This is a genomic window from Desertimonas flava (assembly GCF_003426815.1).
Taxonomy (GTDB): domain Bacteria; phylum Actinomycetota; class Acidimicrobiia; order Acidimicrobiales; family Ilumatobacteraceae; genus Desertimonas; species Desertimonas flava.
This window is the reverse complement of record NZ_QKYK01000039.1, coordinates 1-19,036: the sequence shown is the minus strand read 5'-3', so window position 1 is coordinate 19,036 and position 19,036 is coordinate 1. Positions and strand designations below refer to the sequence as shown.

At 70.5% G+C, this 19,036-nt stretch carries 19 protein-coding genes; 11 read left to right on the top strand and 8 right to left on the bottom strand.

Annotated features, from left to right (window positions below; genetic code table 11):
• The first annotated feature begins 28 nt into the window (after positions 1-28).
• Entirely contained in the window at positions 29-571 is a 543-nt protein-coding gene (locus DN771_RS26255) for a GNAT family N-acetyltransferase (protein ID WP_117000535.1), read from the top strand.
• An 18-nt stretch (positions 572-589) separates the two neighbouring features.
• Here DN771_RS26255 and DN771_RS26250 read toward each other — a convergent pair whose 3' ends face one another.
• Entirely contained in the window at positions 590-2,224 is a 1,635-nt protein-coding gene (locus DN771_RS26250) for an AMP-binding protein (protein ID WP_117000534.1), read from the bottom strand.
• Between the two features lie 18 nt (positions 2,225-2,242).
• Entirely contained in the window at positions 2,243-2,716 is a 474-nt protein-coding gene (locus tag DN771_RS26245) for an RrF2 family transcriptional regulator (protein ID WP_117000533.1), read from the bottom strand.
• Positions 2,717-2,826: 110 nt separating this feature from the next.
• Here DN771_RS26245 and DN771_RS26240 point away from each other — a divergent pair, with 110 nt between their 5' ends.
• Entirely contained in the window at positions 2,827-3,585 is a 759-nt protein-coding gene (locus DN771_RS26240; RefSeq protein ID WP_117000559.1) for an SDR family oxidoreductase, read from the top strand.
• Positions 3,586-3,606: 21 nt separating this feature from the next.
• On the opposite strand, the gene DN771_RS26235 is transcribed toward DN771_RS26240, so the two are convergent.
• A complete protein-coding gene (locus DN771_RS26235; RefSeq protein ID WP_162942435.1) occupies positions 3,607-5,103 on the bottom strand; it encodes an alkaline phosphatase D family protein in 1,497 nt (498 codons plus the stop codon).
• 190 nt (positions 5,104-5,293) lie between these two features.
• On the opposite strand from DN771_RS26235, the gene DN771_RS26230 reads away from it, so the two are divergent.
• The 8 genes from DN771_RS26230 to DN771_RS26195 all read left to right on the top strand — a co-directional run bounded on the left by DN771_RS26230 (position 5,294) and on the right by DN771_RS26195 (position 12,158).
• The gene (locus DN771_RS26230) at positions 5,294-6,115 is read left to right on the top strand and encodes a 3-hydroxybutyryl-CoA dehydrogenase (RefSeq protein ID WP_117000558.1); all 822 of its coding nucleotides are present in this window, start codon (positions 5,294-5,296) and stop codon (positions 6,113-6,115) included.
• A gap of 16 nt (positions 6,116-6,131) precedes the next feature.
• A complete protein-coding gene (locus DN771_RS26225) occupies positions 6,132-6,584 on the top strand; it encodes a cobalamin B12-binding domain-containing protein (protein ID WP_227462488.1) in 453 nt (150 codons plus the stop codon).
• A gap of 76 nt (positions 6,585-6,660) precedes the next feature.
• Positions 6,661-7,671, top strand: a complete 1,011-nt coding sequence (locus tag DN771_RS26220; RefSeq protein WP_117000530.1) for a helix-turn-helix transcriptional regulator — start codon at positions 6,661-6,663, stop codon at positions 7,669-7,671.
• Positions 7,668-8,636 carry a helix-turn-helix transcriptional regulator gene (locus DN771_RS26215; protein ID WP_162942434.1) on the top strand — a complete coding sequence of 323 codons (969 nt, stop codon included), beginning with the start codon at positions 7,668-7,670 and terminating at the stop codon, positions 8,634-8,636. The genes DN771_RS26220 and DN771_RS26215 overlap by 4 nt, the downstream gene beginning before the upstream one ends.
• A gap of 107 nt (positions 8,637-8,743) precedes the next feature.
• The gene (locus DN771_RS26210; RefSeq protein ID WP_205528784.1) at positions 8,744-9,628 is read left to right on the top strand and encodes a diacylglycerol/lipid kinase family protein; all 885 of its coding nucleotides are present in this window, start codon (positions 8,744-8,746) and stop codon (positions 9,626-9,628) included.
• Complete coding sequence (locus tag DN771_RS26205) at positions 9,625-10,407, top strand: phosphatase PAP2 family protein (protein WP_117000528.1); 783 nt, start codon at positions 9,625-9,627, stop codon at positions 10,405-10,407. The genes DN771_RS26210 and DN771_RS26205 overlap by 4 nt, the downstream gene beginning before the upstream one ends.
• Positions 10,404-11,282 carry a DUF1206 domain-containing protein gene (locus DN771_RS26200; RefSeq protein ID WP_117000527.1) on the top strand — a complete coding sequence of 293 codons (879 nt, stop codon included), beginning with the start codon at positions 10,404-10,406 and terminating at the stop codon, positions 11,280-11,282. The genes DN771_RS26205 and DN771_RS26200 overlap by 4 nt, the downstream gene beginning before the upstream one ends.
• Before the next feature lie 12 nt (positions 11,283-11,294).
• Entirely contained in the window at positions 11,295-12,158 is an 864-nt protein-coding gene (locus DN771_RS26195) for a phosphatase PAP2 family protein (RefSeq protein WP_162942433.1), read from the top strand.
• Here DN771_RS26195 and DN771_RS26190 read toward each other — a convergent pair.
• The 3 genes from DN771_RS26190 to DN771_RS26180 form a co-directional block, all read right to left on the bottom strand.
• On the bottom strand, positions 12,147-13,826 hold the full coding sequence (locus tag DN771_RS26190; RefSeq protein WP_117000525.1) for a DUF7800 domain-containing protein: 1,680 nt from the start codon (positions 13,824-13,826) through the stop codon (positions 12,147-12,149). The two genes, DN771_RS26195 and DN771_RS26190, sit on opposite strands and share 12 nt — an antisense overlap.
• Before the next feature lie 68 nt (positions 13,827-13,894).
• On the bottom strand, positions 13,895-15,127 hold the full coding sequence (locus tag DN771_RS26185; protein WP_117000524.1) for a cytochrome P450: 1,233 nt from the start codon (positions 15,125-15,127) through the stop codon (positions 13,895-13,897).
• 29 nt (positions 15,128-15,156) lie between these two features.
• Positions 15,157-16,260 carry an NAD(P)-dependent alcohol dehydrogenase gene (locus DN771_RS26180; protein ID WP_117000556.1) on the bottom strand — a complete coding sequence of 368 codons (1,104 nt, stop codon included), beginning with the start codon at positions 16,258-16,260 and terminating at the stop codon, positions 15,157-15,159.
• A gap of 121 nt (positions 16,261-16,381) precedes the next feature.
• Here DN771_RS26180 and DN771_RS26175 point away from each other — a divergent pair, with 121 nt between their 5' ends.
• Positions 16,382-17,032, top strand: a complete 651-nt coding sequence (locus tag DN771_RS26175; RefSeq protein ID WP_162942432.1) for a TetR/AcrR family transcriptional regulator — start codon at positions 16,382-16,384, stop codon at positions 17,030-17,032.
• On the opposite strand, the gene DN771_RS29865 is transcribed toward DN771_RS26175, so the two are convergent.
• Both DN771_RS29865 and DN771_RS26165 read right to left on the bottom strand, forming a co-directional pair.
• The gene (locus DN771_RS29865; RefSeq protein WP_162942431.1) at positions 17,019-17,627 is read right to left on the bottom strand and encodes a 3'-5' exonuclease; all 609 of its coding nucleotides are present in this window, start codon (positions 17,625-17,627) and stop codon (positions 17,019-17,021) included. The two genes, DN771_RS26175 and DN771_RS29865, sit on opposite strands and share 14 nt — an antisense overlap.
• Positions 17,628-17,721: 94 nt before the next feature.
• The coding region (locus DN771_RS26165; protein WP_162942430.1) for an HNH endonuclease at positions 17,722-19,036 on the bottom strand (1,315 nt) is incomplete at its 5' end.

Here is a 19,036-nt window from a genome sequence, read left to right as displayed (position 1 = left end):
TCATCCCGCAAGCGGGCAGGCTGTCGCGATGCAGACGATGCCGATCCGCAGCGCCCGGTTGGAACTGACACCACTCTGCGTCGCCGATGCCGATGAGATGGTGACGGTGCTCTCCGACCCGACGCTGTACCGTTTCACCGGCGGCGAGCCGCCGACGTCGGATCAGCTGGTCCGCCGCTACACCGCCCAGGTGACGGGACCGCCGGCCGGATCGGTCGAGGAGTGGCACAACTGGATCATCCGCACCGTTCGCGGCGGGCCGGCCGTCGGCTACGTGCAGGCGACCGTCGCCGATGGTGGGCGCCACGCCGAGATCGCCTGGGTCGTCGGCGCCGCGTTCCAGGGACACGGCTACGCCTCGGAGGCGGCGTCGGCGATGGTCGGTGCCCTGGTCGGCGAAGGGGTTACCGAGATCGTCGCGCACATCCATCCCGACCATGCCGCCTCCAACGCCGTCGCGTCCCGCGTCGGCCTCCAACCCACCGAGCGCTTGGTCGACGGCGAGCGGGAGTGGCGTCTGGTCCTGCGGGAGAGCGACGAGACGCCCGAGCGCCCACTGTCGATCGTCTGATCGGCGCCGGACGCGCGGTCAGGCGGTGTCGGCCGCCGGGGCCAGGCCGAGCTCGGCGATCGACCGCTCCCGCATCAGGTACTTCTGCACCTTGCCCGTGACGGTCATCGGGAACTCGTCGACGAGCTTCACGTAGCGCGGCACCTTGAAATGGGCGATCTTGCCGCGGCAGAAGTCGCGGAGTCCTTCCTCGTCCACGGTGGCGCCGGGGCGGAGCTTCACCCACACCATCAGCTCTTCGCCGTACTTCGGGTCGGGCACGCCGATGCCCTGCACGTCGGCCACGTCCGGGTGGGTGTAGAGGAACTCCTCGATCTCGCGGGGGTAGATGTTCTCGCCGCCGCGGATCACCATGTCCTTGATCCGCCCGACGATGTTGACGTAGCCGTCCTCGGCCATCACCGCGAGGTCGCCGGTGTGCATCCAGTCGTCGGCGTCGATCGCCTCCGCAGTCCGGTCGGCGTCGTTCCAGTAGCCCTGCATCACCGAGTAGCCCCGCGTGCAGAACTCGCCGGTCTCCCCACGCGCCAGTGTCTCGCCGGTCGCCGGGTCGGCCACACGGATCTCGACGTGCGGGTGGGCGCGGCCGACGGTGGCCGTGCGGTGGTGCAGTGAGTCGTCGAGCAGTGTCTGTGTCGACACCGGCGAGGTCTCGGTCATGCCGTAACAGATGGTCACCTCGGCCATGTGCATGCGGTCGACACACGCCTTCATCACCTCGACGGGGCACGGCGAGCCGGCCATGACACCGGTGCGCAGCGACGAGAGGTCGTAGCGCTCGAAGTCGGGCAGGCCGAGCTCGGCGATGAACATCGTGGGGACGCCGTAGAGGGCAGTGCAGCGCTCGGCCTGAACCGTCTCGAGCACGTGGGCCGGGTCGAACGCGTCCGACGGGATGACCATCGTGGCGCCGTGCGTGGTGCAGCCGAGGTTGCCCATGACCATGCCGAAGCAGTGGTAGAAGGGCACGGGGATGCAGAGCCGGTCGGCGGCGGTGAAGCCCTGGCCGCGGGCCACGAAGTAGCCGTTGTTCAAGATGTTGCGGTGGGTGAGTGTGGCGCCTTTGGGGAATCCCGTCGTCCCGGACGTGTACTGGATGTTGATCGGGTCGTCCGGACGGAGCGCCGCCTTGCGGTCGGCCAACACGTCGGGCAACACCCCGCCCGTTCCGGCGACGATCTCGTCCCAGTCGTCCTCCCAGAAGAACACCGCGCGCTCGAGTCCGGGAACGTCGGGCGTGATCTGCTCGACCATGTCCATGTAGTCCGACGACTTGAACGACGGGGCGGCGAACAGCATGCGGCTCCCGGACTGCTGCAGGGCGTACGACAACTCGTGCGTGCGATACGACGGGTTGACGTTCACGAGCACGACGCCGATCTGAGCCGTGGCGTACTGAAGCAGCGTCCACTCGGCGTAGTTCGGGCTCCACAGCCCGACGCGGTCGCCGGGTTCGAGTCCGAGCCCGAGGAGCCCGAGCGCCAGACGGTCGACGCGTTCACCGAACTCGGCGTACGTCCAGCGGATGCCCTGGTGTCGGCTGATCAAGGCGTCACCGTCGCCGTGGGCGGCGACGATGCGGTCGAGATTGGCGCCGATCGTCTCGTCGAGCAGCGGGACGTCGGTGGGCCCGGCGTCGATTGCGAGTGACATGGCCCAATCGTCGCGCGCTCAACCGGGGCGGATGAGCAGGCGGCGCGTGTTGAACGGGACCTCCGGAGGGAGGGACTCGACGACATCGGCAAGGGTGGTGGCGCGCAGGCTCTCACGCCACGCCTCATGGGCCCGCCCCATGATGATGACGAGCTGGCACGGCTCCGTACACGCGTCGGGCGTCGATGCGCCGCGGCCCTGCTGGCGGATCTCGCGGCAGATGTACGGGTCGGTCCCGCCGTCGACGGCCTCGACGACCTCGAGGATCGAGATGTCGCCGGGGGCGCGGGCGAGACGGAATCCGCCACGCGGCCCGGTGGTCGCGGTGAGCACGCCATGGCGCACGAGTTGCGCGAGCTGCTTCGCCAGATATGGCGCCGCGATGCCGAAGTGCTCGGCGAGCTGGCCGGTGCTGACCGTCTGGCCGTCGGGAAGCTGGGCGAGGGCCGTGGCGCAGTGCAGGACCCACTCGGTCGTCTCCGGCAGCTTCATGCCCCGAGGCTACTCGGCGAGGGGCGCTGTCTCGGATATTGCGGATGTGAGATATCCGTAATATGGTGGTCGACGTCATCACGTACGAACCCCACACCAGGAGCATCACCATGCGAGTTGCCGTCGTCGGCGCCACCGGGCGCATCGGATCCCTCACCGTCGCCGCCCTCGAGCGAGATGGCCATGAAGCGGTCCGCATCAGCCGGACCGATGGAGTCGACGTGATCAGCGGTGCCGGGCTCGACGCCGCGCTCGTCGGTGTCGATGCCGTCATCGACGCCTCCAGCACCACTGCCACCGCTGAGGCGGACACCGTCGCCTTCTTCACGACCGCGACGCAGAACTTGCTCGCCGCCGAGCAGCGCGCCGGCGTCGGCCATCACGTCGCGCTCTCGATCACCAACATCGATCGGGTGGCCGGCAACGGCCACTACGCCGGCAAGCGCGCCCAGGAAGCGACCGTGGCGAGCGGGCCGATTCCGTGGACGATCGTGCCGGCCACCCAGTTCCACGACTTCCCCGAGATGGTCGTCGGATGGACCGAGCGCGACGAGGTGGCGCGGATCGCTCCCTTGCTCCTCCAGCCGATCGCTCCCGCCGACGTCGCGGCGATCCTCGCTCGGGTCGCCACCGGTGCCCCGCAGGGCCGCCACCGGGACATCGCCGGTCCCGACACGCACGACATGGTCGACATGGCCCGCCGCACGCTGGCGGCGCGAGGGCGCGAGGTTCGGCTCGTCGCCTCGTGGACCGACGCCGTGTTCGACGTGTCGATGTCGGGCGAGGTCCTCATCGCCGGTCCCGACGCCGAGCTCGGGCCGACGACGTTCGACGACTGGCTCGCCTCGCTCACCCCGGCAACCGTCTGATTCTCCTCATTGCGCCGTTCGTCAGGCTTCGACGACGACGTCGCGGACGTTTGCGTCGACGGTGAACGTCTTCCAGGTCGAGACGGCGGAGTCAGGATCGGTGGCATCGTCGACCGTCCGGAACTCTGCGGTCCAGGCGTCGTTCGTCACGGTGTGGCGCACGTAGCCGCGGTGGTCGGCCTCGACGCCGACGACGTCCGGGAACAGGCTCGTCAGCGCATCGGCCGCCGCCTGGTCGACGGGTGACCGGGAGCTGACGCCGGTCGAGACGAACTCGGCGCCGACGCCGGGGAGGCGGGCCGCCGCCGCCAAGTGGATGTCGCCGGTGAGCACGATCGTGCGCTCGGGCTGGGCGGCGGCCAGCAACAGTCGATCGCGGGCTGGCGCGTACCCGTCCCACTGGTCGTAGTTGATGATCGCCCCGTTCTCCAGGCGCATGTCGGAGACGACGGTCTGCTGGGCGATCACGGCCCAGCGCGCCGAGACGTCGGCCAGTCCGCCGGCGAGCCAGACTTCCTGCTCGGAGCCGAGCATCGTGCGATCGTCGACGAGGGCGTCGGCGCACGGCGGGTCGAAGTTCAGCGTCACGTCGCCGCACGCCTGGTCGCTGCGGTACTGCCGCCCGTCGAGCAGGAAGAAGGTGGCGAGTGAGCTCCACTCGACGCGGCGGTAGATGGTGAAGTCGGCGCTGGTTGGCCGGGCCATGCGAACCGGCATGTGTTCCCACCATGCCTGGTAAGCGGCGAGACGCCGCTCGGCGAACCCGTCGACGTCGGCGGGGTCCTCGGGGACGAGCCGGGCATGGTTGTTCTCCACCTCGTGGTCGTCCCAGATCGCCAACCAGGGTGCCGCGGCGCGCGACGCCGCGAGGTGGCGGTCGCCGAGGTATTGGCCGTAGCGGATGCGGTAGTCGTCGATCGTGCGTACCTCCGGCCCGTGGTGGCTGCGCAGCACGTGGTCGCCGACCGGGTTGGCCGCGTATTCGTAGATGAAGTCACCCAGGAAGACGACGAGGTCGGGCTGCCACTCGGCGATGTCGCGGTGGGCCGCGTAATAGCCGACTTCGAAGTTCTGGCAGCTCGCTGCGGCCACCGTGAGCGTGTCGGCGTCACGCGGCGCCGGGGCCGTCCGCCCGATCGGCGATGTCCATCCGCCCGTCGTGAAGCGGAACCATGCCGGTGCGGACAGGTCGACGACGGCGTGGACGGCGTGGCCCTCGCGGGCGAGGGCGTCGACCGTGCCGCCGGCGACGACCGACGTGAACCCTTCGTCCTCCGAGAGCTCCCAGGTCACGGGCACGTCGCCGGCCTCGAGGAGAGCGCCTCCGGGTCCGGCGAGGCGGGTCCACAGCACCACCGACGTGGCGTCGGGATCACCCGAGCACACCCCGAGCACGAATGGGTCGTCGGTCGATGGAGCCGAGCCCGGTCGACGACGGTCGGCGGCGCGGGCGAGCGGGAAGGCGGCGAGGGCGGCGGCGCCGAGACCGAGGGCGTCGCGGCGGGAGATCGGAGTCACACCGGAAGTCTGGCCGCGCCGGAGACACAGGTCGGTCCGCCCGGGAACGAGGCTGGGTGGGGCGTCCCGCACAGAATGCTTGGACGTCCAACCAAGTACGCTGACGGGCGTGACAGACGTAGCTGGAGATGTTGTTCGCTCCGTGGATCGAGCCACGATCGAGCGGGTCGGCGTGGTCGGAGCCGGCCTGATGGGATCGGGAATCGCCGAGGTGTGCGCCCGGGCCGGTATCGACACGATCGTTCGGGAAGTGGACGCCGCCGCCGCCGAGGCGGGCCGCAGTCGGCTCGTCAAGTCCCTCGACCGCGGCGTCACCGCCGGCAAGCTCGGCGAAGACGCCCGCGACGCCGCCCTCGCCGCCGTGACGTTCACGACCGACATCGACGACCTGGCCGACCGTCAGCTCGTGGTCGAGGCGGTCGTCGAGGACGAGGACACCAAGGTCGACATCTTCCGCCAGCTCGACAAGGTCGTCAACGACGACAACGCCGTGCTGGCGAGCAACACCAGCTCGATCCCGATCATGAAGCTCGGCATCGCCACGGCGCGGCCCGAGCAGGTGATCGGCATCCACTTCTTCAACCCGGTCCCGGTGCTGCGCCTCGTCGAGCTCGTCACCAGCCTGATGACCTCGCCGGCAACCGTGTCGACGGCGATGGACTTCGCCACCGGCACGCTCGGCAAGAAGGTCATCCGCAGCCAGGATCGAGCCGGCTTCGTGGTCAACGCCCTGCTGATCCCGTACCTCCTCTCGGCGATCCGCATGATGGAGTCGGGCTTTGCGACCGCCGACGACATCGACATCGGCATGGTCGAGGGCTGCAACCACCCGATGGGCCCGCTGCACCTCACCGATCTCATCGGCCTCGACACGACGCTCGCCGTCGCCGAGAGCCTCTACGAGGAGTTCAAAGAGCCGCTCTACGCCCCGCCGCCCTTGCTCTCGCGCATGGTCGAGGCGGGACTGCTGGGCCGCAAGACCGGGAGGGGTTTCTATGACTATGCCCGCTGAGTCGACGGTGTCGACGGTGCCCGCTGAGTCGACGGTGTCGACGGTGCCCGCTGAGTCGACGGTGTCGACTGAGTCGCCAGCACCGCGTGTCCTCGTCGCCAAGGTCGGCCTCGACGGCCACGACCGCGGCGTGAAGGTCGTCGCTCGCATCCTGCGCGATGCCGGCTTCGAGGTCATCTACACCGGGTTGTTCCAGACGCCCGACACGGTCGCCGCCGCCGCCGTCGACGAGGACGCCGACGTCATCGGGCTGTCGATGCTGTCGGGCGCCCACATGACGCTCGCTCCAGCGGTCGTGGCCAAGGTGCGCGAACGCGGCGCCGACATCCCCGTCGTCGTCGGCGGCATCGTCCCCGACACCGACGTGGCCGAGCTCAAGGCGCTCGGCGTCGCCGGCGTGCTGACGCCGGGCGCCAGCTCCGAGGCGGTCGTCCAGGCGATCCGCGACGCAGTGGCCTCGCGCTCCTGACCAGCGACTCGTCGCATCCATCGGCGCGCTCCCGTCAGCCATCGGGTTGGCGTCGCCCTCCTGTACGGTCGCGACCATGGCCCAACGGATCGACCGCGTCGAGCGGCTGACGAACCTGTTGGCGCTGCTCCTCGAGACACCGCGACCGCTGTCGCTGGTCGAGATCGCGGCGGAGCTCGAAGGCCAGTACACGTCCACCGGTAACGCCCTGCGCGCGGCGTTCGAGCGGGACAAGGCGGCGCTGCGCGACATCGGCGTGCCGATCGAGTCGGAGCATCGCGACGACGGCAGCTTCGGCACGTACGTGTACTGGATCGATCGCGCCCGCTACGAGCTGGCCGACCTCGATCTCGAGCCGGACGAGACCCGGGCCCTGCAGATGGCGTTCGCCGCCGTGCGCTCCACGAGCGGGTCGGCGATGACCGCCGGGGAGGAGGCGTTGTGGAAGCTCGGCGGCGGCGACGCGTTCGAGTCGGCCGCCCTCGTCACGGCGAGCGTCCCGGAGCTCCCGGCCCTCCCCGTGCTGCGCGATGCCGCGGCCCGGAGGGCGGTCGTGCAGTTCGGCTACCACGGGCGGCGACGCGAGGTCGACCCGTACGGGCTCCTCCTGCGCAACGGGTTCTGGTACGTGCTCGGCCGTGATCACGGCCACGACGAGCAGCGCACCTACCGCGTCGACCGGATCGAGGGCGACGCCACCATCGTCGGCGACGGCGGGGCGTTCGAACGACCCGCCGGCTTCGACCCTCGGGATGCCTTTCCTGCCGACGCGAAACGCTTCGGCGTGGGCGCGACCGGAGACGAGACGGCAGCTGCGCCGACGACGGCCAGCGTCCGCATCTCCGCCGACCGGGCGGTCCTCGTGGAGCGGCAGCTCGGGTCCGACCGCGTCACGCGCCGCTACAAGCGGGGCGACATCGTCGTCGACGTCCCATGCGCCAACCTCGACGCGTTCGGATCGTGGGTGCTCGGTCTCACCGACCACGCCGAGGTCCTGTCCCCACCCGCAGCACGTGCGGCGGTCGTCGACCGCCTGCGGGCGATCGCGGCCACGCCGCCGCGGACGCGTCGCAAGGCGGCGCGGTGACGGCGCCTCGCGAGCGGCGGGGGCCGGCGAGCGCCGAGCAGCGGCTCCGCCGGCTGCTCGTCATGCTGCCATGGTTGATGGAGCGTCGGGAAGTACCGCTCGCCGAGGTGGCCCGGACGTTCAAGATGCCCCCGGAGGAGGTGGCGACCGAGCTCGAACTGGCGGCGATGTGCGGGGTGCCGCCCTTCGTCGACGAGATGATCGACGTGTTCATCGACGACGAGATGGTCTACGTCGGTGTTCCCCGGCTGTTCACCAAACCGCTGCGCCTCACCGCTCCCGAGGGGTTCGCCCTCCTCACGTCCGGGCGGGCCGCGATGCAGCTCCCGGGGGCCGATCCGGGGAGTCCCCTCGGGCGTGGCCTGGCGAAGCTGGCGGCAGTGCTGGGTGAGCCGGAGGACGGTGCGGCGCTGGTCGTCGAGTTGGCACCGACCCCGCTCGTCGACGAGTTCGTCGAGGCCACCCGCCGGGTCGAGCGACTGCGGATGCGGTACTTCACGGCATCCCGGGACGAGGTGACCGAGCGCGAGTTCACGCCCCGCCGGGTCTTCCACGAACGGGGGGACTGGTTCGTGGCCGGCGACGATCATCTGTCGGGCGAGTACCGGACGTTCCGCGTCGACCGGGTCGAGGCGATCGAGCACACCGGTGAGGTCGACGACCCGATCGACGCCGACGCGGCCGACCATCCGGCGACCTCGGTGTCGTGGTCTGCCGACGGCTCGCTGCCCAGGGTGACGATCCGCCTCCAGCCGGCCGCGCGTTGGGCCGTCGAGCAATACCCGGTCGTGTCGGTGGTCGACGCCGGCGACGGTGCCGTCGACGCGACGTTCGTCGTGCTCAGCGAGGTGTGGCTGGAACGATTGCTGCTCCGCGTCGGCACCGGCGCCGAGGTGCTCGAACCGGCGAAGTGGCGATCCGTCGCCCGCGAGGCGGCCACCCGCCTCCTCGCCAAGTACCAGTAGGCCACCGGTCCCGCGCCGGCACCTGCGCTCGGTCGGCCGGGCGCCTCATCGAGACCGTTTCGGCTCTCGCCGATCCGGGTACGAGCCGGACCGATGGAGGCGAGACGATGACGACTGTCGGTGTGGTGGTGCACGAGGGCAAGTCCCTGGGCGGCGGGCCCGACGAGCTGCGTCGCCGGCTCGCCGATGCCGGTCATCCCCACGCGTCGTGGGCGTTCGTCCCCAAGAGCAAGAAGGCACCGGCCGCGGTGCGCAAGCTGGTGGACGACGGCGTCGACCGTCTCATCGTTTGGGGCGGGGACGGAACCGTCCGGCGGTGCATCGACACGCTGGTCGCCGACGACGCCGCGGCCGAGGTGGCGATCATGCCCGCGGGCACGGCCAACCATCTGGCTCGGGCCCTGGGCGTGCCCGGCGACCTGGCCGGCGCCGCAGACGTCGCACTCGCGGGCGTGCCGCGAGCGATCGACATCGGTGTCGTCAACGGCGAGGCGTTCGCCGTGATGGCCGGCTCCGGATTCGACGCCTTGATGATCCGCGACGTCGCCGACGGAAGCAAGGCCCGGTTCGGCCGGCTCTCCTACGTGCGCGCGGCGACGCGCCACCTGACATCGGCGGGAGCGGGCATGAGGATCGAGGTCGACGGCGACGCGTGGTTCACCGGGCGGGCGGCCTGTGTGCTCGTCGGCAACGTCGGGCGGATCATCGGGGGGATCGATGTCTTCCCCGAGGCCCGGCTCGACGACGGCGTCCTCGAGGTGGGGGTGGTCACCGCCGCGAGGCGTCGCGACTGGGCTCGCGTCGCGGCGCGCGCCATCGCCGGTCGGATCGACGCGTCGCCCTTCGTCGAGACCACGTCGGCGGCGAGCCTGCGGATCGAGCTCGACCGCCGGATGCCTTGGGAGCTCGACGGCGGTGACCGGGCGCCGGCGCGGAAGTTCGAGCTGTCCGTACTGCCCCGGCGCATCCCCGTCATGGTGCCGGCGCCGTGAGCGGGACGGCGACGCTCGACGCCGACCGTGGTGCCGGAGTGGGGTGGGCGCAGGCCTGGCCACTTCGGAAGCCGGCGATGGTGCGCATCGGCACGGGGATGGTGCTGCTGTTCGCCGCCACGACCGCCGTCGGCCTGCTGTACATGGGGCTCCTCGACGGTGGCGCCATCGGCGATGCCGACCGGCGGGCCGTCGAGTGGTTCGCCGAGCGGCGGACACCCACCTGGAACTCGCTCAGCGAGATCGGCTCGATGCTCTCCGACACCCTCGTCAAGGTCGCCGCGGTCGCCGTCGTGGGCGGTGCGATGGTGCTGGTGTGGCGACGATGGCACGACGGTGTCTTCCTCGCGGTGTCGGTCATCGTCGAAGCGACCGTGTTCGTGTGCTCCAGTCTCGTCATCGACCGCGACCGCCCTCCCGTCGAACCCCTCGATCCTCCTGCGCCGTCGGGCAGCCTGCCGTCCGGACACACCGCGGCGGCCGTGGCCTTCTACGGTGGTCTCTTCGTGATCACGTGCTGGCGGACCCGCCGCGCCGGCATCCGTCTCGTCGTCGGGTTGGTCGCCGTCGCCGCCCCCATCATCGTGGGGGTCTCGCGCGTCCAGCGGGGCATGCACCACCCCGTCGACGTCGTGCTCGGTGCCGCTCTCGGCGTCGCCACACTCGTCGTCGTACGTGCCGCGCTCGAAAGCGGCGCCGCCGACATCGACCGCCAGTGGGGAGAGCGGGCCCCCGAGCGGGTACGCCGTCTGGAACTCGTCGAGGGAGCAGAGCGATGACCACCGATCTCACGTCCGTCTCGTCCCCGTCGGATGCGGCTCGGAACGTTGCCCAGCATCCGACATTGGTCGCTCTCGGCCGGGCCGGCTGGGTCGCCAAGGGGATCGTCTACGGCCTGGTCGGCGTGCTCGCCGTGCCGATCGCGCTCGATGGTGGCTCGGACACGTCCGGGGCCGCGGGGCAGCAGGAAGAGGCGAGCCAGACCGGCGCCGTCCAGGAGATCGCCGAGTCGAGCTATGGCACGCCGCTGCTCGTCGCCATCGCCATCGGTGTGTTCCTCTATGCGGCGTGGCGGCTCGTGTCCGCCGCACTTCCCGCCGAGCACTCGGTCAAGGCGTGGGCCACGCGAGCCGGCTACGTGGTCAGCGCCCTGGTGTACATCACGTTGGGATGGACGGCGATCTCGTTCGTCCGCAACGGTGGCGGGAGCGGTCAGCAGTCCGAAGACAGCAAGGTCGAGGGGTTCACCCGCGACCTGATGGAGCATTCGGCGGGTCGCTGGCTCGTCGGCCTGGCCGGGGCCGCGGTGGTGGGTCTCGGGGTCTACTTCGTCGTCCGGGGGATCAAGGCGTCGTTCCGTGACGAGCTCGAGCCCCGGGCCGTCGGCCCGCTCAGCCCGGAGACGATCGTGAATCTCGGACGCGTCGGCTGGGTCGGGCGCGGCATCGTCACCGGACTCGTCGGCTGGTTGCTGCTGCGCGCGGCCGTCTCGTTCGATCCCGACGAGGCCAAGGGCATCGACGGTGCCCTGCGCTCAGCGACCAGCTCGGGTGTCGGTGCCGTGCTCGTCGGCTGCGCAGCGGTGGGCCTGATCGTCTACGGGGCGTTCTGCGTGGTGTCGGCGCCCCGCCAACAGCTCAAACCGGCCGGCTGAGCGAGGCCCTCGTTGCCCGTCACGCTCGCCGTGGTGCTCGCTGCCGTGCTCACCGCCGCCGCAGTGGGGGCGGTGTCGCGCACGCGCCGCGGCCCCGACCCCGTGGACCCGGCTGCGGAGGAACGCTGGCTCGTTGCGTGGATCGGCCGCCGTCAGCGCCTGAAGACGCTCGTGCGCCGGCTCGACCGCGAGATCGTGGGCGGAGTGATGCTCGTCGTCGCGCTCACGGTGGTGTTCGCAACGGCGCTGGTCGTTGGACTCGTCTTCGACATGGTGGACGCCGAGTCCGGCCTGGCCGCATGGGACCGGAGCGTCTCGGAATGGGGGAGCAGGCACGCGACCGAGCGGTCCGTTCGCATCCTCGATCACATCACCGATCTCGGCGGAACGGGTGTGTTGACCGGGGCCGTGATCGTCGTCGCCGCCGTCGACTTCGCCCGCCACCGCGACCGCGACGTCGTGCTCTTCCTCGTCGTCACGCTCATCGGGGTCGTCGTGGTCAACAACGCGCTCAAGGTCCTGGTCGGTCGAGAGCGCCCACCCGTCGAGCACCTCGTCGGGGCGGCCGGTGCGTCGTTCCCCTCCGGGCATTCGTCGGCCGCAGCGGCCGCGTGGTTCGCCCTCGCCCTCGTGGTCACTCGTCACCAGGGCCGGCGACGTCGCGCCGTCGCCGCTGGTCTGGCCGCGCTGGTGACGGTCGCGGTCGCCGCGTCACGGGTCCTGCTCGGCGTGCACTGGCTCACCGATGTCGTGGCCGGCGTGGCCGTCGGCTACGGCTGGTTCGTTCTCAGTGCGGTCGTCTTCGGCGGTCGTCTCCAGCGCCTCGGCGATCCGGCGACGCATGCGTCCGAAGCAGACCCTTCGCTACAGCGCTGAGTCGGCGGCCACCGTCAGGCGGGGCTCGCCGTGCTCGTCGGCATCGGCACGCTCCAGGATCATTCGCGCGTCGCGTCCGTCGAACTCGATGACGCAGACGTGGTTGGCGAAGAACGGGCCGTCCATCATCGACCAGGACGTCGGGTGACGCCGGGCTCCCGACGCGCGCCGGAGCATCCGCCCCACCAACGCGCCGATCGGTGAGAGCCCGAGTCGGAGTGTTCGACGGGTGCCCGAGTCCAGCACGTTCCGGATGGGCGAGTTGACGATCTGGTGGACGCGGCTGGTCGGCGGGGGCGCATCCGGGCCGGCGACGAACGTCGCCCGCGCCCGGTAGCTGAAATGGACGTCGCCGGACAACACGAGCACGGTCGCCGGCGGGGATGTCGTCCCGGGCGAGTCCGGCGTCGACACGCGCTGCAGGAGGTTCATGAAGTCCACGAACGAGCGATGGAACGACGACCAGTCCTCGAGGTCGGCGGCCTGGCGGACCCACTCCCCGAGACGCGCGCCCGGGCGGCCCCAGGCACCGCTGGCGACTCGCTCGCTCCACTGCTCGAGGTCGTGGACCCCACCCGGCATGATCACCGGCACCGAGGTCGCGAGCACGAGGTGATCACACTCGACGTCGGCGTGGTCGACGACCCACTCCCAGTCCCGTTCCGAGACCATCCGCCGGCCGTTCGGGTCGAGCACCCGCGACTGCCGGCAGTCGATCACGACGAGCCGGATCGGACCGAGGTCACGCCAGAAGCTGAACCGGTAGCCGCCCGCTCCGGGCTCGCGGGTGCTCGTTTCCCTGGCCCACGCCTCGAGCGCGGAGGAGGCGTCCCCGGCCTCGACGAACCGCTCGAGCATCCCCTCGGCGCGGATCTCGTCCGGGGACAGGTTGCCGAGATGCTGGTACACCCAGTACGACATCAGCCCGGCCGTCAACCGCTCGTCCCACCAGTCGTGGCGGCGGATCTCCTCGCACCAGGTCGCCGACGTGTTCCAGTCGTCGATCATGTCGTGGTCGTCGAAGATCATCGCGCTGGGCACCACCGACAACAGCCAACGCTCGACCTCGGGCTGCCACGCCTCGTGGTACAGCCAGGTGTACTCCTCGAAGTCGGCGACGTCGTCGAGCGGCGGGTACCGATCGTCCCCGTCCAGGTGCCCGCGACGTTGCTCGACCCGCGCCCGTGTCGCAGGTGATGAGTCGTCGGCATACACCTGGTCGCCGACGAACAGGAGGAGATCGGGCCACTGGTCGGGCTCCTGGCCCAGGATGCGCAGGGCGTGGGCGTAGAGCGCATCGACCCCGCGCGCCCGATCGTCGGCGTCGCCGTCGAGCGACCACGGAGGCTCGTGGGGTGCGGTGGCCCGGCAGGAACCGAACAGGATGCGCCGCGGGCCGCCGTCGAGCGCCCGGATCACGCTCGGCGGGAACGCGGTGCCGGCCGGGGGCCAGCACCGCTGACCGTCGAGATGCACCTCGTACGGCGTCGTCGACCCCGGGACCAGACCCTCGACGATCACGAGCGCGTAGTGATGACCGCACACGGTGAATGTCGGGGACTCGTGATCGAGCACGCGAACCGTGCAGGGCTCGTCCGTCTCCACCCAGATGGTGGCCGTCGACCGGGAGACGTGTCGGAGTAGGGGCCCGAGGACCAGGTGCGTCATCGAGGGTGCAACGTAGCGTCGGTGGCACGACCGAACGGCACGGATCGCGTGGTTGAGCGGCCGCGGTGTCAGGAACCCGGGGTGAGCGTGTAGCGGATCGGCAGGGTCTTGTGGCCGCCGACGAACGTGGTCTTGGCCGTCGCCGGCTCACCGGCCAGTTCCAGCGACGCCAGGCGCGGCACGATGTGGCTGAACAGCGAGCGCAGCTCCATCCGAGCCAGCTGGTGACCGAGGCAGAAGTGGATGCCGTACCCGAAGGCGATGTGCTTGCTGGCGTTGGGCCGGGCGACGTCGAAGCGCAGCGGATCGTCGAACACGGCGGGATCGATGTTGCCGGCGAGGTACGACAGCAACAGCCAGTCACCCTTGGCGATGGGGAAACCGGCGATCTCGGCATCGACCTGCGCGGTGCGCATGAAATGGCGTACCGGTGTCGTCCACCGGATCATCTCGTCGACGGCATTGGGGATCAGGTCTGGCTCGTCCTGCAGCCGACGCAGCTGATCGGGGTGCTCGGCGAGGGCGCGAAGGCCGCCGGCCATCGCCGCGGCCGTCGTGTCGTGTCCGGCGGTGGCGATGATGGTGTAGTACCCCATCTTCTCCAGCTCGGGCATCGGCTCGCCGTCGATGGTGCCGTTGGCGATGAGCGTCGCCAGGTCTCCGGTCGGATTCGCCTGACGGTCGGCCGTGAGGCCGGCGAAGTACTGGTAGAAGTCGACGACCACCTGGAGCATCTCCTCGGGGGTGGTCGTCTCACGCTGCAGGTCGGGGTCCTCTGCGCCGAAGAGCTCCTGGGTCAGCTGCTTCATCCGTGCGTAGTCGGACTCGGGAAGGCCGAGGATGGCGAGGATCACCTGCAGGGGGTAGGACAGGGCGATGTCGCGGTAGAAGTCGGCCTCGCCACCGAGACGCTCGAGCGTGGCGACCGCCTCCCGGCTCAGCTCGTCGAGCCGATCGGTCAACCGGCCGACGCTCGACGGTTTGAACCAGTCGGCCGTGAGCGCCCGGTACTTGGCGTGATCCGGTTCGTCCATGTGGATCAATGTGCGGATCTGACCCTGCTCTCGGTGACGCAGCTCGATCGCCTCGTCGGTGCCGAGCACGGGCTCGGGCCCGTTGCTGAACTCGGCGGGCCGGCGTTCGATGTCGAGGATCGCGTCGTGTCCGATCACGGCGAGGAACGGTTGGAACCCCTGCTGCTCGATGCGATGGATCGGCCCGTCGGCGTGCAGGGCGAGGGCCTCGCTCCGCCAGCGGTCGAGGTCGCCGTAGCGGTGCGGGTTGGTGAACAGGTCGGTCATGCGAGGCTCCTTGGCGACGGTGCCGTTGGTCAGGGGAAGGTGAGGACGGGCTTGATCACGGCTCCCGACGCACTGGCGGCCTCGGCGTCGTTGATCTCGGCGATCGGGAACTCGGTGATCAGCTCGTGGAACGGAAACTCCCCGGCGGCATTGAGCGCGGCGAGGTGCGGGATGAACTCGGTCGGTACGGCATCGCCTTCCATCACGCCCGTGATGCGCCGGCCGCTGATCATCGACAGGAAGTCGAACGTGACATCACCGAAGCCGACACCGGCCATCGCCAACGTGCCGATGTTGTCGAGACCGTCGTAGAGCGAGCGCACGACGGCGGCATTGCCGGTCGTGTCGAAGGCGTAGCGGGATCCGCCGCCGGTGGCCTCGCGGATGAGATCGGCGAGTTCCGCCGGTGAGCCGCCGAGGGTGGCGGTCGCACCGTACCTGGTGGCCAGTTCGAGGCGATTGGCGTGGCGGTCGATGGCGACGATCGTGCCCGCACCCGCGAGCTTGGCGGCCATCACGGCGCTGAGCCCGAGGGCGCCGGCGCCGGCGATCACGACGGATGCGCCGGGCTCGACGGCGAGCGTGTTGAGGATCGTGCCGGCGCCGGTCTGCACGCCGCAGCCGAGTGGCCCGAGCCGCCGGAGGTCGAGGCCGGCGTCGACCTTGACGACCGAGTCAGCGGCCACGACGGTCAGACCGGCGAACGACGACTGACCGAAGAAGTGGGAGCCGACACGGTCGCCGTTGGCATCGGTGAACACCGAGCTCCCGTCGGGTCGCCCGCCCGACATGTTGTGCAGGGCGAAGTTGAAACAGTACGGCCGCCGACCGGCGTCGCACGCCGGGCAGTGGTGGCAGGAGGTGAACGACAAGACGACATGATCGCCGGGGCCGACGTCGGTGACCCCGGCACCGACCGACTCGATGATCCCGGCGCCCTCGTGCCCGTACACCTGCGGACCGGCGAAGAACTCCGGTGGCAGCTCACGGGCGAGCAGGTCGGTGTGGCACATGCCGGCGGCGACGATCCGGACGAGGACCTCGCGGTCTCCGGGGTCGCCCACCGAGAGCTCCTCGACCGTGAACGGGCCGGTGCCGGCTCGGAGCACGGCCGCCTGCGTGATGTGCGCCATCGTTCGCCCCCCTCGAGCGTGATCCGTCGGCTCGATCGCCGCCGGCAGCAACCATACATCGATGTATGGTTAGATGTCGAGTTGGACGAGCAAGCGACGACGAGCGACGACGAGCGACGACATGGAAAGACGGGCAGGACGATCGAGTGCGTCGGGCGGGTCGGCGCCGACGGTGCTGCCGGTCGACGTGTTGACCAAGGCCCTCGCCCCTCCGCCGCGGAGCGACGGACGGTTGCGGCGTTGGGACTACCTGGTGACGGCGATCGAGATCCTCTCCACCGACGGGGTGGGCGCCCTGACCACCACCAACCTGTGTGCCCAGCTCAACGTCACCCGCGGCTCCCTGTACCACCACTTCGCCAGCGGTCCGGCGCTGCACGCGGCGGTCATCGACTTCTGGGAGAACGAGCTGGTTCCCGGTCTGCTCGCCCACGCCGAAGCGGTGGCCGACCCGTCCGAGCGGATCGACGTGCTCAAGTCGTTCGCCCTCTGGGGCGACCACAACGCCGAGAAGGCGATCAGGGCGTGGGGTGCGACCAATCCGATGGTGGCCGCCGCGGTGCGCAGGGTGGACGTCGCCCGCGAGCAGCGGCTGGCCCGGATGCTCGAGGACGCCGGCGTCGACCCGAGCCGGGCAGGTGATTTGGCGAGGATCGGGTTCGCGATCCTCGTGGGCAGCCAGCAGTTCGACGACCGGATCGACCGCCGGCGCCTCGGTGCCCTTCTCGACGAGTTCGAACGCTGGGTCCGCTCCGCCCTCAGCGACGCCTGAACCAGCGACGCCTGTTCCGGCCGCTGCGCGGACGGCGACGGAGGTACAACTCGTCGAGATCGGTCGGGTCACTGACCCCGTGGGCGGCCAGCAGGTGGGGGAGGATGGCCGCCGTGGCGGCGGCGTCGGCGAGGGCGTCGTGGTGGCTCACGAGGGCGACGTCGTAGCGGGCGCAGACGTCGGCCAGTCCGTGGGTGAGCAGCCGGTCGGGATCGAGGCGACGGGAGAGTTCGAGCGTGCAGAGGCGGGTGGGTAGCTCGATGGGGCTGCCGTGGTGGCGGGACCACCGCTCGACGAACGCCGCGTCAAACGCCGCGTTGTGGGCGGTGAACACCGCACCCTCGAGCCGCTGGGCGAGCTCGGCGAAGGCGTCGCCGGCCGGCGTGGCGCCGCGGAGGCTCCGCCTGGTGAGCCCGTGGATGTGCGTGGGTCCGACGCGGCTCCACGGCCACCGCAGCCGCACCAGCGTGGACCACTCGTCGAGCACGGTGCCGTCGGCCTCGACCGTGACCACGCCGATCTGGAGCACCCGATCGCGTCCAGGACGGAGCCCCGAGGTCTCGAGGTCGACGACGGCGAATCGAGGAAGTCCCACGCTCCGACTGTACGCGTCGGGTGTGACACCACCGTCGTCTCGCTGGCTGCCCACGCCGTCGCCGTCCTCGACGACGCGTCGGGTGCCGAGATCCTCACTGCCTGATGGCCCAGGGTGGGGTCCGGCGTGTTCCGGGTCCGAAGGCTGGTGGGGGTGGGCAGTGGTAGGTGCGTCCGGTGGGGGTGATGATCTCCAGGGTTGGCGAGTGTGGATGGTCGGGGTCACGGTGCTTGCGGACGGTCCAGCCCGGTAGCTCCTTGAGCAGGTTGTAGGACGCGCAGGCGGTCTGTCCGTTCTCGACGGCTGAGTCGTGGCTCTGTGAATAGGGGTCGACGTGATCGAGCTGCAGGTCGTCGCCCGTGTGGTCGCATGCCGGCATCCGGCAGACGTTGGCGTCGCGGGCGCGGATCCATCGGGCGACCACGGGGTGGAACCGGCGTCGGTGCGTGTCGACGGCGACCACGGTGTCGTCGGCCGGATCGGTGAACACCCGCCGCAGCCACACCGCCGCTGACCCGCCGTCGCCGTCGCCGTCGCCGTCGCTGTCGCGGTCGTTGTCGTTGTCGCTGTCGCCGTGGTGGGTGAGGGTGTCGAGGAGCTCGCGGACCCAGGCGGCGGGCACGGGTCCGTACCCGTCGATGATTCCGGGTGTGGAGCCGTGTGCGAACAGCGAGTCGGCGGGGATCGTCACCCGCAGTTCGGTGTCGGGTACCGCACCACGCTGACCGGTGAGCAGTTCGACGAAGAGGTCGGCGCGCAGCTGGTCGAGGTTGCGGCCGTCGCCCTCGCTGCGTGCGTTGCGGGCCGCCCGGTCGATGGCACCGAACGCTCGCACCCCGTCGCGCATCGGCACGAGACCCGACAGGCGGACCATCCCGTCGGCGACCGGCCGCATCGTCAGGCAGCGCTGCTCGACGGCGGCGCTGTGGCGTTCGAGGTAGCCACGCTCGTCGAGCTCGATGGCGAGGAACCGCGCCGCGGTCTCGACCTTGCCGATGCCCAGCCCCGGCAACTGAGGGCTCAGCCGGGCATCGACGTGGCGGGCCAGTTCGTCGCTGAGGTGCTCGCACTCGCGGGCCACGACATGGGCTGCCCGTTCGGACACGTCGCCGCTTCGCAGGATCGCGGCGAGCATCGGGAAGCGACCGTCGAGCTGGCGGGCCAGGCGCATGTCCGACGCGGCGTGCTGCGGTGAGATCCCCCGCGCCAGACCCAGCTCGTCGGCGATGCCGCGGCCGAGTAGGCGTGGGCCGATGCCGGCGTCGCGCTGCTCGGCGAGCGTCGCTTCGGCGAACTGCACCGAGACTTCGGCCCGCAGCCCGGCGCTGGCGTTGACGATGCGTTCCAACAGGGCCACCTGGGCGATCTGGGTGCTGGTCGTGGACGCCGGCCGCATGCCCGTGATCGCC

What these genes read in the sequence shown, in the direction of transcription:
- DN771_RS26245 (WP_117000533.1), bottom strand. Translation starts at nt 2,716, where the DNA reads ATGAAGCTGCCGGAGACGACCGAGTGGGTCCTGCACTGCGCCACGGCC.
- DN771_RS26250 (WP_117000534.1), bottom strand. Translation starts at nt 2,224, where the DNA reads ATGTCACTCGCAATCGACGCCGGGCCCACCGACGTCCCGCTGCTCGAC.
- DN771_RS26200 (WP_117000527.1), top strand. Translation starts at nt 10,404, where the DNA reads ATGACCACCGATCTCACGTCCGTCTCGTCCCCGTCGGATGCGGCTCGG.
- DN771_RS26175 (WP_162942432.1), top strand. Translation starts at nt 16,382, where the DNA reads ATGGAAAGACGGGCAGGACGATCGAGTGCGTCGGGCGGGTCGGCGCCG.
- DN771_RS26185 (WP_117000524.1), bottom strand. Translation starts at nt 15,127, where the DNA reads ATGACCGACCTGTTCACCAACCCGCACCGCTACGGCGACCTCGACCGC.
- DN771_RS26230 (WP_117000558.1), top strand. Translation starts at nt 5,294, where the DNA reads ATGGGATCGGGAATCGCCGAGGTGTGCGCCCGGGCCGGTATCGACACG.
- DN771_RS26220 (WP_117000530.1), top strand. Translation starts at nt 6,661, where the DNA reads ATGGCCCAACGGATCGACCGCGTCGAGCGGCTGACGAACCTGTTGGCG.
- DN771_RS26190 (WP_117000525.1), bottom strand. Translation starts at nt 13,826, where the DNA reads ATGACGCACCTGGTCCTCGGGCCCCTACTCCGACACGTCTCCCGGTCG.
- DN771_RS26240 (WP_117000559.1), top strand. Translation starts at nt 2,827, where the DNA reads ATGCGAGTTGCCGTCGTCGGCGCCACCGGGCGCATCGGATCCCTCACC.
- DN771_RS26210 (WP_205528784.1), top strand. Translation starts at nt 8,744, where the DNA reads ATGACGACTGTCGGTGTGGTGGTGCACGAGGGCAAGTCCCTGGGCGGC.
- DN771_RS26180 (WP_117000556.1), bottom strand. Translation starts at nt 16,260, where the DNA reads ATGGCGCACATCACGCAGGCGGCCGTGCTCCGAGCCGGCACCGGCCCG.
- DN771_RS26255 (WP_117000535.1), top strand. Translation starts at nt 29, where the DNA reads ATGCAGACGATGCCGATCCGCAGCGCCCGGTTGGAACTGACACCACTC.